The organism is Nitrosomonas sp. (assembly GCF_024282095.1).
GTDB lineage: Bacteria > Pseudomonadota > Gammaproteobacteria > Burkholderiales > Nitrosomonadaceae > Nitrosomonas.
This window is the reverse complement of sequence record NZ_JAMWZS010000001.1, coordinates 1-11,457: the sequence shown is the minus strand read 5'-3', so window position 1 is coordinate 11,457 and position 11,457 is coordinate 1. Positions and strand designations below refer to the sequence as shown.

10 protein-coding genes are annotated in these 11,457 nt (G+C 46.4%); 2 read left to right on the top strand and 8 right to left on the bottom strand.

Translation table 11 applies throughout. From position 1 onward, the window contains the following. Window positions 1–49 precede the first annotated feature (49 nt). The 7 genes from galU to Q0K92_RS00020 form a co-directional block, all read right to left on the bottom strand. Window positions 50–925 carry a UTP--glucose-1-phosphate uridylyltransferase GalU gene (gene galU, locus Q0K92_RS00050; protein ID WP_297323754.1) on the bottom strand — a complete coding sequence of 292 codons (876 nt, stop codon included), beginning with the start codon at window positions 923–925 and terminating at the stop codon, window positions 50–52. Window positions 926–1,003: 78 nt separating this feature from the next. Beyond that, window positions 1,004–2,038, bottom strand: coding sequence for a UDP-glucose 4-epimerase GalE (gene galE, locus Q0K92_RS00045; protein WP_297323753.1), 1,035 nt, complete (start codon window positions 2,036–2,038; stop codon window positions 1,004–1,006). A gap of 79 nt (window positions 2,039–2,117) precedes the next feature. Further along, the gene (locus tag Q0K92_RS00040; protein WP_297323752.1) at window positions 2,118–3,077 is read right to left on the bottom strand and encodes an acetyltransferase; all 960 of its coding nucleotides are present in this window, start codon (window positions 3,075–3,077) and stop codon (window positions 2,118–2,120) included. A gap of 74 nt (window positions 3,078–3,151) precedes the next feature. Next, window positions 3,152–5,062, bottom strand: coding sequence for a sulfate adenylyltransferase subunit CysN (cysN, locus tag Q0K92_RS00035; RefSeq protein ID WP_297323751.1), 1,911 nt, complete (start codon window positions 5,060–5,062; stop codon window positions 3,152–3,154). Then, window positions 5,062–5,958: a sulfate adenylyltransferase subunit CysD gene (gene cysD / locus Q0K92_RS00030; protein ID WP_297323750.1), complete on the bottom strand. Its 897-nt coding sequence runs from the start codon at window positions 5,956–5,958 to the stop codon at window positions 5,062–5,064. The genes cysN and cysD overlap by 1 nt, the downstream gene beginning before the upstream one ends. 286 nt (window positions 5,959–6,244) lie before the next feature. Then, window positions 6,245–7,732 (bottom strand): alginate export family protein, encoded by a 1,488-nt coding sequence (locus Q0K92_RS00025; protein ID WP_297323749.1) that lies wholly within the window; start codon window positions 7,730–7,732, stop codon window positions 6,245–6,247. A gap of 558 nt (window positions 7,733–8,290) precedes the next feature. After that, window positions 8,291–8,752 (bottom strand): hypothetical protein, encoded by a 462-nt coding sequence (locus Q0K92_RS00020; protein WP_297323748.1) that lies wholly within the window; start codon window positions 8,750–8,752, stop codon window positions 8,291–8,293. Window positions 8,753–9,090: 338 nt separating this feature from the next. Between Q0K92_RS00020 and Q0K92_RS00015 the strand changes: the two genes are divergently transcribed. Both Q0K92_RS00015 and Q0K92_RS00010 read left to right on the top strand, forming a co-directional pair. Continuing rightward, window positions 9,091–9,693 carry a peroxiredoxin gene (locus Q0K92_RS00015; protein WP_297323747.1) on the top strand — a complete coding sequence of 201 codons (603 nt, stop codon included), beginning with the start codon at window positions 9,091–9,093 and terminating at the stop codon, window positions 9,691–9,693. A 54-nt stretch (window positions 9,694–9,747) separates the two neighbouring features. After that, window positions 9,748–10,215, top strand: coding sequence for a ferritin-like domain-containing protein (locus Q0K92_RS00010; protein WP_297323746.1), 468 nt, complete (start codon window positions 9,748–9,750; stop codon window positions 10,213–10,215). A gap of 158 nt (window positions 10,216–10,373) precedes the next feature. On the opposite strand, the gene Q0K92_RS00005 is transcribed toward Q0K92_RS00010, so the two are convergent. Continuing rightward, on the bottom strand, window positions 10,374–11,457 hold a 1,084-nt coding region (locus Q0K92_RS00005; protein WP_297323745.1), incomplete at its 5' end, for an NAD-dependent succinate-semialdehyde dehydrogenase.

Sequence of the window (11,457 nt, the reverse complement as noted above, 5' to 3'; positions counted from 1 at the left end):
TTATTCATCCAATCCTTCCGGATTTATTTCGTTACATTTCCCAGCACGTCTAATTTTTTATTAAATCATGCAAGTACTCTTCAAATTCTTGCTTTAGATCGGGGTGTTGCAAAGCAAATTCTACAGTCGCTTTTAAATAACCGGACTTACTGCCACAATCGAAACGTTTGCCCTCAAACTCATAGCCTAGTACTGTTTCTTCTTTTAACAGTTTTGCAATTCCATCGGTAAGTTGAATTTCATTGCCGGCGCCGCGTTCTGTTTGTTCCAGAAGCTTGAAAATACGCGGTGTCAAGATATAGCGACCGACCACAGCCAGATTGGAAGGCGCCTTATCAATGGCAGGTTTCTCAACAATTGCATTGACCTTGGACAAACGCTCAGCCGTCGGTGAACTATCGATAATGCCGTACCGATTGACTGTCTCGTGAGGCACTTGTTCGATTCCCAGCACCGAGCAATGATGGTGACTATAGACATCGACCATCTGGTTCAAACAAGTTCTTTCACCGGCATCGATCAAATCGTCCGCCAGCAATACCGCAAAAGGCTCATCGCCCACAACGGATTGTGCACATAAAACGGCATGCCCCAATCCCAGTGCCTCAGCTTGCCGGATATACACGCAATCAATATGTGATGGCAGAATATTACGAACAATGTCGAGCATTTCCTGTTTACCACCTGCCTCCAGATTTGCTTCCAGTTCGAAGGCCTTATCAAAGTGATCGGGAATTGAACTCTTGTTACGCCCTATGATGAAAATTAACACATCAATTCCTGCGGCCACGGCTTCTTCCGCGGCAAACTGAATCAGCGGTTTATCAACGATGGGTAGCATTTCCTTTGGATTGGCCTTGGTCGCCGGCAAAAAACGCGTTCCCAATCCAGCAACAGGAAAAACAGCTTTTCGTATCGCTTTCATTTAGAGCTCTCCTTAATAGTGAGTGTATTATTATCAGACTTCATGCAGTTACTGATAAATCAGGAAGAATAATCCCGATCAACTTTGATAACCCTTGGGATTGGTACTCTGCCAATGCCAGCTACTCGCACACATTTCTTCCAATCCAAGTTTTGCTTGCCACCCCATCAACTCGAAAGCGCGCCTTGGATCGGCATAAAAGCACGCAATATCACCGGAACGCCTGGGTGCAATCTGGCATGGAATAGGCCGCTTGCTCGCTTGTTCATAGGCATGTACAACATCCAAAACACTGTAGCCCCGGCCAGTACCCAGATTTACAGTCAGGCAACCTGCATATTTGTTAGCTTGTGCGTCCTGTGAAGCTTCCAATGCTTCCAATGCCTTGAGATGTCCGAGTGCTAAGTCGATCACATGAATATAATCCCGCACGCCGGTACCATCCGGGGTAGGATAATCGTTACCCCATACGTTCAGCGCTTCTCGTCGCCCTACCGCAACCTGTGCTACAAAAGGCATTAAATTATTCGGTACCCCTTGTGGATCTTCGCCGATCAATCCACTGGGGTGCGCACCTACCGGGTTGAAGTAACGCAGTATGCTGATGCGAAATGAGTGATCGCTATGTTGCAGATCGCGCAGTATCTCCTCGATCATCAACTTGCTACGTCCGTACGGATTGGTAGGTGACAGTGGATGATTTTCTGTCAATGGCAGCTGCACCGGATCACCATAAACAGTCGCTGAGGAACTGAATACCAGCGTTTTGACATCGCATTCCTGCATGGCTTCCAGTAGGCGCAACGTACCAACCACATTATTATCGTAGTACCAAAGCGGCCGCTCAACCGATTCGCCAACCGCTTTAAGGCCGGCAAAGTGAATGACAGCAGTGGCCTGGCTCTGTTTAAGCGCAGCTACCAGGGCGGCACGATCACGGCAATCGCCTTGTATCAGTTCCAGTTTCTTGCCGGTAATTTGCTCCACGCGCGCCAGCGCCTCAGGATTACTGTTACAGAAATTATCAAAGACTGTGACATCAAAGCCCGCATTCAGTAATTCAACGCACGTATGCGATCCAATATAGCCGGCACCACCAGTAACAAGAATCATCGTTATAAGCCTCGACAAGAGATGGTAGATTGATTCAACCGCATTGAAACTCGCTTAAACTTCTCAGGATTCTGCCCAATTAATTGTGAAAATGTTGCTTAAAATTTGTCACAAAATAATCAAGAGAGTCGATGGGTAAATGATTGATGCCCGCCGCAGCCTTGCGACCTCCACCGGTATCAAATCGCAGGCACAGCACATCAGCACCCTGCGGGTTTACCAGTGAAGCTCGTACACTCACCGTGTAGTTTCCACTCTGATTGCGTGTAATCACTGCATGTGCGCGTCTTGGATTGTCGTTTGCCAATTTATTGGCAAAAATACCACTGACACGTCTTGCCCAAGGTGCATCCGGCAATAAATAAGCGGCACCATGATCGTCACTTGCCAATGGTTGTAATGAGTTCGCCCGGCTCATATCATCTTTAAACCCCGCAGCAAGCTTGGCAAAAGCAGCCGATTGAGCGATGAAATCAAAGGGACTGGCATAAGGTTTTATTTCTTCGTACAAATCTGCCGGATGAAAATGCAAATCCGTCAAGTTATCGCCATAACCGTTATAGTTCAGATATTCACCCAAACACGCAAGCTGCTCTGTTTCCACTTCCGTGAGTCCTGCCGTACTTGCAAGCTGCCGGGCTTTTTGTATGAGATTATCGCCAAAGGCAGCCGTAATTGCCCATAAATGAAACCGTCCCTTCAGGTGCTGATCAACCAGAAGGCTGGTGCATACGTCTGCCGCCAAATCGATATGCGTGGTCAGATTGTGATGCTGCGGTATTTCTCCGGCATGATGATGGTCAAAATATTCAACGATGACACCGGCTTCCAGCAAGCGCATTAATCCCTTGCGATTACTGTCCAAAGAAATATCCAATACCGTTACCCGGTCTCCCGCATTAGCTTCTACCCGATCCAACAGCTTGATATCGCGCTTGACGCCGGTAACCAGACTAGCAGTTATCGGATCTGCCAACCTTAACTGATGCAACGCACATAATCCATCTGCATCGCCATTAAATACATAATAATGATTCATATTGATATGATGAGTGATTTGTTCACGTGAATATTGGTTAATCGAGATCCCTCAAGCCATTGGAGCAATCAACATCAAGGCTGGCTCAATGCGCCGGCATTTGTGAGATGGTTGATAATCTGCTCAACAGCCTGTTCTGGAGTTTGCGTCATGGTATTAATGCGAACTTCTGCATTCTCTGGCGTCTCATACGGTGAATCAATGCCGGTAAAGTTTTTCAACTCCCCGCGGCGCATTTTTTTGTATAACCCTTTGGGATCGCGTTCTTCCGCCACGTGAATTGGTGTGTCGATGAATATTTCAAAGAACTCACCCTGCTCCACCAGTTCCCTTGCCATTCTTCGTTCAGAACGGAACGGTGAAATAAACGATACCAGAACGATTTGTCCCGCATCAACCATCAATTTGGCAACTTCGGCAATGCGGCGAATATTTTCAACCCGATCAGCATCGGTAAAGCCGAGGTCCTTATTGAGGCCATGGCGCACATTATCGCCATCCAGCAAATAAGTATGTTTACCCAGCGAATAGAGTTTTTTCTCAACCAGATTGGCAATGGTCGATTTACCACTACCGGATAATCCGGTAAACCAGAGTATGAAAGGTTTCTGTCTTTTAATGGCGGCATGTGCCTGTTTATTGATGTTGATGGCCTGCCAATGAATATTTTGCGATCGGCGTAAAGCAAAATGCAGCATACCGGCACCAACCGTATTATTGGTCAGACGATCAATCATGATGAAACCGCCGGTATCACGATCTTCTTTGTAGGGATCAAACGCAAGCAACTGATCGGAACTTAGATTACAAATCCCGATTTCATTGAGTTCCAGTTTCGTGACAGCAACATGTTCGAGTGTATTGACGTTCACTTTATATTTCAGCACCGAAACATTGGCTGTTACCGTTCTCGTTCCAATCTTCATTAAATAAGGTCTGCCGGGAAGCATCGGCTCGTCGGACATCCACACGATGGTTGCCTCGAATTGATCGGCCACGCTCGGCGGTGAATCGGTCGCTGCAAGAATATCCCCCCGGCTGATATCGATTTCATCAGTTAGCGTCAGTGTGATTGATTGCCCTGAAACGGCTTGTTCCAAATCTCCGTCACTGGTCACGATGCGTGCCACACGACTTTCCTTGCCAGCAGGCAGAACTCGAACAGGATCGCCAGGTTTGATGTTGCCACGAACAACGATGCCGGAATAACCGCGGAAATCCAGATTGGGACGATTGACCCATTGCACAGGCATACGAAAAACCCCGGGTTCCTCCCCTACATCCTCGACTTGTATGTTCTCCAGATGCCCCATCAACGTTTCCCCGTGATACCAGGGTGTGTTCGCACTCAGTGCGGTGATATTATCGCCTTTCAGAGCGGACATCGGGATTGTCACAATATTCTGCAGACCCACTTCTTTAGCAAAGGCGCGATAATCTTGATCAATCTGGTTATAAATCTCCTCAGAATATTCCACCATATCCAGCTTATTGATTGCCAATACCACATGGCGAATTCCAATCAATGAAACCAAATAGCTATGTCGCCGAGTCTGCGTCAATACACCTTTACGCGCATCGATCAGAATAATCGCAACATCGGCAGTTGAAGCGCCGGTGATCATATTACGCGTATACTGTTCATGCCCTGGCGTATCCGCTACGATAAATTTTCGCTTATCCGTCGAAAAGAAACGATAGGCTACATCAATGGTAATACCTTGCTCGCGCTCTGCCGACAGCCCATCCACCAAAAGCGCAAAATCGAGATCACCTGCTTGTGTACCCACTTTCTTCGAATCCACTTCCAATTGAGCCAATTGGTCCTCAAATAACATTTTTGACTCATACAGCATGCGCCCGATCAGTGTACTTTTTCCGTCATCCACACTGCCGCAGGTGATAAAACGCAATAAGCTCTTGTTCTCATGAGTCTTCAAGTACAACTCAATATCCTCGGCGATCAAATCAGATACATGTGCCATTAGAAGTATCCCTCCTGTTTCTTTTTCTCCATCGAACCTGCGGAATCATGATCGATCAGTCGACCTTGCCGCTCGGATGTTTTTGTCAGCAGCATTTCTTGAATGATTGCCGTCAAAGAATTTGCTTCACTCTCAATCGCCCCGGTTAATGGATAACAGCCCAGCGTACGAAAGCGCACTTTCTTCATCATCGGGACCTCGCCTTTATGCATCGGCAAACGATCGTCATCCACCATAATCAATGTACCATCGCGTTCTACAACAGGTCGCTCCTTGGCAAAATACAGTGGCACGATGGGAATATTATTCAAATAGATATATTGCCAAATATCGAGTTCAGTCCAATTGGACAAAGGAAACACCCGAATACTTTCACCTTTATTTTTACGCGTGTTATACAAGCGCCACAGTTCAGGGCGCTGCAATTTGGGATCCCATCGATGCTGCGCCGATCGAATTGAGAAAATGCGCTCCTTGGCACGCGACTTCTCTTCATCCCGGCGAGCTCCTCCGAATGCCACATCAAAACCATACTTATCCAATGCCTGTTTCAGGCCTTCTGTCTTCCAGATATCCGTATGAACTGCGGAGCCATGTGTAAATGGATTAATCCCCTTTTCAACCCCCTGAGGATTAATGTGCACAATGAGATCCAACCCAAGTTTTTTCGCCATCACATCACGAAATTCAATCATCTCTCTGAATTTCCATGTTGTGTCAACGTGCAGTAGTGGGAAAGGCGGTTTCGAAGGATAAAATGCCTTGACTGCAAGATGCAGCATCACTGCACTATCTTTGCCGATGGAATAGAGCATCACCGGATGCTCGCACTCCGCAACAACCTCCCGCATGATTTGAATACTTTCCGCTTCAAGGCGTTGTAAATGTGTCAACATTGTCAATAATTTCCTTAATTATTAGAACGTAGCAGGGTTATGTTAATACAGTTTTAGATTTTTATAATTGCGAAATAAACTATTTTATCCCTGCAATTTTTAATCTTTATTACATCGAGGAAAAAACTTGTAATCCGTTAGGGTCGCACAACTTCAGTAGATTAAATATATAAATTAGGACTTGATTCTTATCCCATTATAGATTACTTCCATGTCTCCTGTAACATACCGCATGCATTCAATTCGCCAGCAACTACCACTGCATACAGAATATATTGATTTATAATTACAAAAGACTAATCAACACCTCAAAGTATAAAAAATCCGTATTGCCCGAACGTTGGTCAACATGGGTAGGTTGTGCCGCTATCCGGTTTTTTACGAATTCTCCAGCAAAGAAATGGGTATAGCCTAATATCGTGCTAATTCTGGGTGTGACTTGATAGCGGATGCGCCCCTCAAATGCACTACCGGCATAATCGCCGCTCCGACCCGTTCTATCTCGATTAAATCCGGGATCCGGGAGAGTGTTACTGATGTTACCGTTGAGAATATCGAACATGCGATCGGTACTGCTGGCCAACCAGAACCAAGCGTATGTGGCTTCAAATCCCAGCTTCTGCGTCGGCTGAAGGTCAAATCTGATTTTTGGGGTGCTGAGATTCTCATAAATCACATAATGATCCGCCGACCAAGGCCGCGCAAAACCAAAAAAACGATCAAAGCGATTATCGACATTGTCATTAGGATTTCGGTCACCGGTGGCATAACCATAAAAACCCATAACCCGAGGTTTCCACGGATGGTTAAAAGTCCGACCTACTTCGGCAGTATAACCATAAGCATCTTGACGCTGGGTACCGCTATAACCGAGCTGGTAATTGAAACTGGCATCAAAATCCAGAATATTTCCAACTTTGCCGTAGGCGCGAAACCCCGGCATATGAATTTCCCGATCCAGTTTGTTGGTTGCCGTAAAACCATTGGGGTCGGCAGTTTGCTTCTGACCCATGTAGTACGGCTGTATCGTGATGATATCAGACCATTTGCGCCAATAACCGATTGCACCAAAAACCCATAGATGATCGTTAGCTTCATCGAATCTGGTTTGCAAGCGCCGAACCGGCTGCATACCAAACATTTCAACTTCCCAATCATTGGCTTCACGACCTATATTTAGACGAAAGCCTTCAAATGAATTAGTGGTATTGCGCCATTCGTTACGCGCAATAAAACGCCGATCTGTTGTTTCATAAGCCATACGTCCTACGCGAAAACGAATCGGACGATTCTGATTGCGGTCATCCGCGCCCAGTGCATTCTTGAAATATAACTCGCCATACGCATTAATCAGATCGTATTCATTTCTTTCCTGATCAGTGATTACATGCCGATTGTTATATACACGTGAATCTTGAAATTCGACAGCAAAACGGAAAGGATCCAGGATATCTCTTATCCCCAGCCAGGCACGCGAACGCAGAAAAAAGGGATCATTATTTCCACCTTCGACATACCGTATATCATTATGACGATGCTCGTACCGTGTACGCCACTCAAAACCGACATCTAACCAGGTAATATCCTTAAATGCCTTCACACCGATATCGCTTAACCGGCGTACATACCTTGGTGGATCTGATTCCGGATTTGTGGCATAGCTATCAGAACGTCGATAATAACTAGTCGATTGCTTGTTTGCTTCCGGCACGATGGCGGGTAACGATTTGGCGGAGTCTGATGGCGCACCTCCTGTCGCTTTTTTTGCATCCATTGTTTCTGTTTGTGTTGCTCGAGTAACACCTGATTCAATTATTTGAGACCTGACAGGACTAGCAGTGAACGCACTCAATATCACAATGTGTAACAAGAACCATAGAAACCTCACGTTATTCTCCTAAGCAAACTCTCCGGTATTCCGGTTGAATCATTCAAGCAATTTTTAGCTGATTTATTGCGCACTTAATTTTAAAACATATCAAAAATCTCCCCTAAATAGGATCCTGACACATAGGAGGTTTTCTATCGATGTGCTATCTAACGATTGGGTAATTCGATTCTTGATAGCAGCGCTTTATTTTATTTGCCGATGAAATGGTAATGCACTGTGAACCCATCGAAAATCTGAAATCAGGCAGAGAATGCCCCGATTCTCAAATCCCTCGTCTAACGGTAGGTTGGTTTGCTAAGAATTTAGTGATATCCGACAGTTTTAACAAAGCACACTCCGTTTTGATATTTTTCATTTCGCCGAAACGATTTCTTTCTGAGGTCTGTGAATATTCCTATCGCACTGACGCGAGAGGCTTTGTTGCTACTTTCCAGTCCAGTTCTATTTATTAGACCAGTGCTTAAGCGTCCCATTACTATCGAAGAACAGATAAATGCCATTTCCAATACCGATAATATCGGATCCATTAATCACAAGATCAGATCCAAAAAGGCTGTATTCCCATGTATCTCCACTTGGACTTCGGCGTGTCCCATAACACCATTTACAAGGAAGTCCCCAGGAAGCGATTACTTGCTCTTTTGTCATGCCAACAACCAATTCTTTCTGATCGATGGCTCTGCGCATTTCTGCCGACATGTTGGTATCCGCCAGCACATCCTGCCTGATTCGGTTTTCTCGCACCGCTCCACATCCATGCAGCAGTAAGATTGCTGCTATCACTATTAAGGTAATAAATAATCTGTTATTCATAAGGAAAGTCATTTGCAGAGTAGCCAGTTCCGATACATCTACTTTATATATAATGGGTTGCTCGTGCTTCAATAATACTTTATCTTCCATATCAATAACAATGAATTATGCTGCGCTGTGCCAAAGCCTGCGCATAAACATCTGCCCCGTGGACAAAAGCCCGTGAATATTAGCGATTTTTATCATAAGTTGACGATGCTCAGATCTCTAACGCACAAGGATGAGGCGATTCCTTAGTTAGTGTCAGATTTCAACGACTTTCTTCAATAGGTTGTCAAACTGACTGCAATGCCATCAGCAGCGAATCTTTACTGATTGAAACCAAGGTCGTGCCATTTTTTCTGATCTTTTATACAAAAATCTTGTCCAATTTCTCGCATCGCGTAATTACACTCCCCGATTTGTTTACATAACGAGAAGGAGAAACAATGTCTACACTCGTCACTCGACCCGCTCCCGATTTTACTAAACCTGCCGTTTTGCCGGGCGGTAATTTCGATGAGAATTTCAATTTTCATAACCATATTCGTGACAAATACGCAGTTTTGTTTTTCTATCCGCTGGATTTTACTTTCGTCTGTCCATCGGAAATCATTGCGCACTCGCACCGGGCAAAAGATTTTCAGCAACGTAACGTGGAAGTCATCGGAGTATCCGTAGATTCTCACTTCACACATTATGCTTGGCGTAATACACCCATCACTCAGGGCGGTATCGGTCCGATCGATATTACTCTGGTATCCGACCTGGGAGGTGAAGTGATGAATGCTTATGGAGTAAGCCACCCAAATCACGTTGCGCTACGCGGCTCATTCCTGATCGACCGGCAAGGTATCGTGCGCCACCAGGTAGTCAATGATCTGCCGCTCGGGCGCGATGTCGACGAAATGTTGCGCATGGTGGATGCATTGCGATTCTTCGAAGAACAGGGCGAACTCTGCCCGGCTGGCTGGAAAAGCGGGGAACCCGGTATGAAGGCAAGCCCTGAAGGAGTCGCGGAATATCTTAGCCATCATGCCGATAAATTATAAATCCGCAACAAGTATTTTACTGTAGTCCTTTAATAAAGTTGACAGGAGGAACATATGGGCCTAGATAAAGATAAAGCTGTGGCATTACTGAATCGGATCATGGAACTCGAGCTTGCCGGGGTAGTGCGGTATACGCACTACGCTTTGATGGTATACGGGTATAACCGCATTCCCATCGTGGAGTGGTTAAACAAACAAGCCCAGGAAGGATTGATGCATGCGCAAAAAGCCGGTGAGCTGGTTACCTTATTGGAAGGGCACCCTTCGCTTGCCATCGGTCCACTGCTGGAAACACATCAGCACGATACCAGTGCGATCTGCTCGATCCCGGTCGGTGATATCCTCAAGGGGTCACTTGCACATGAAAACGAGGCGCTGAAGGCCTATTATCAATTGTTGGAAGTGGTTCAGGGAAAATCGGTATTGCTGGAGGAATATACACGAGGCTTGATCGTTGAAGAGGAAATGCATGCCGATGCAATCAGAAAGATGCTGCGTCAGCCAGGCGGAGCGGGGAAATAACACAATTGTTAGCCTGAAGTGCACTATCACCGAACCGCAACTAATCAACCAACCCGTCCCTGTGGCGGGTTTTTATTGCTGATATTCCCCCCGTCTGCCGCAGAACTGCCGGCAGGATAAGGTGCGCTTGATATTTCTGAGACTGCGAAATAATACTATTATTTATTAACGACTTCGCTTCTAATCCACACTGTTTTGATATTCACAAACTCACGAATGCCATGATAGGACAATTCCCTGCCATACCCTGAATCTTTAATTCCCCCAAACGGCAAGCGTGGATCACTTTTCACGATGCCATTGACGAACGTGCATCCTGCATGAATTTGTCGCGCCAATGCTTCGCCGCGTACCGGATCGCGCGTCCACACACTGCCCCCCAGGCCAAACTGAGTACAATTGGCCAATTCAATCGCTTCCTGCGCATTGTTTACCCGCACTATTGCAGCCACAGGACCAAACAATTCTTCATCAAAGGCCGGCATACCCGGTTGCACATGATCCAGAATCGTGGGCGCGTAATAAGCGCCTTGCGTTCCCATGAAGGCGCCTCCAATCACAAGCTCCGCCCCCAGTGCCACACTTCGCTCAACCTGGGCATGCAGCTCAGTGCGCAAATCCGTGCGTGCCATAGGCGCAATACCGGTAGAGTCGCTTTTGGCGTCGCCGTCGCGTAGCTCGCTTACCAAGGCTTTAAAGCATTCCACAAATGCGTCGGCGATAGTATTCACGAGAATGAAGCGTTTCGCGGCAATACAACTTTGTCCCATATTTTGAAATCGAGCGAATAACGCTTGCCTGGCTGTCAATTCGATGTCGGCGTCGTCAAGTACGATAAAAGGATCCGATCCACCCAACTCGAGCACACATTTTTTCAAGTGCTGTCCGGCGATAGCAGCCACTTTCCGCCCCGCAGCGCTACTACCGGTCAAAGTAACGGCGACAATCCGTCTATCAGCGATGACAGCTTCAGTCTGGTCAGCGCTGATCATCAGGGTACGAAATGTATTCACCGGAAATCCTGCCTGACGAAATGCATCCTCCAATGCCAAGGCACAACGCGGCACATTGGATGCATGCTTCAGTACCACGGTATTGCCCGCCATCATCGCCGGCGCGGCAGCACGAATTAACTGCCAAAAAGGAAAATTCCACGGCATGATGCACAGCACTGTGCCCAAAGGTTGATAAACAACCAGGCTGCGACTGGCATCGGATGCGATGACTTCATCGCCAAGATAC

What these genes read in the sequence shown, in the direction of transcription:
- Q0K92_RS00020 (WP_297323748.1), bottom strand. Translation starts at nt 8,752, where the DNA reads ATGGAAGATAAAGTATTATTGAAGCACGAGCAACCCATTATATATAAA.
- Q0K92_RS00015 (WP_297323747.1), top strand. Translation starts at nt 9,091, where the DNA reads ATGTCTACACTCGTCACTCGACCCGCTCCCGATTTTACTAAACCTGCC.
- Q0K92_RS00025 (WP_297323749.1), bottom strand. Translation starts at nt 7,732, where the DNA reads ATGGATGCAAAAAAAGCGACAGGAGGTGCGCCATCAGACTCCGCCAAA.
- Q0K92_RS00040 (WP_297323752.1), bottom strand. Translation starts at nt 3,077, where the DNA reads ATGAATCATTATTATGTATTTAATGGCGATGCAGATGGATTATGTGCG.
- galE (WP_297323753.1), bottom strand. Translation starts at nt 2,038, where the DNA reads ATGATTCTTGTTACTGGTGGTGCCGGCTATATTGGATCGCATACGTGC.
- cysN (WP_297323751.1), bottom strand. Translation starts at nt 5,062, where the DNA reads ATGGCACATGTATCTGATTTGATCGCCGAGGATATTGAGTTGTACTTG.
- galU (WP_297323754.1), bottom strand. Translation starts at nt 925, where the DNA reads ATGAAAGCGATACGAAAAGCTGTTTTTCCTGTTGCTGGATTGGGAACG.
- cysD (WP_297323750.1), bottom strand. Translation starts at nt 5,958, where the DNA reads ATGTTGACACATTTACAACGCCTTGAAGCGGAAAGTATTCAAATCATG.
- Q0K92_RS00010 (WP_297323746.1), top strand. Translation starts at nt 9,748, where the DNA reads ATGGGCCTAGATAAAGATAAAGCTGTGGCATTACTGAATCGGATCATG.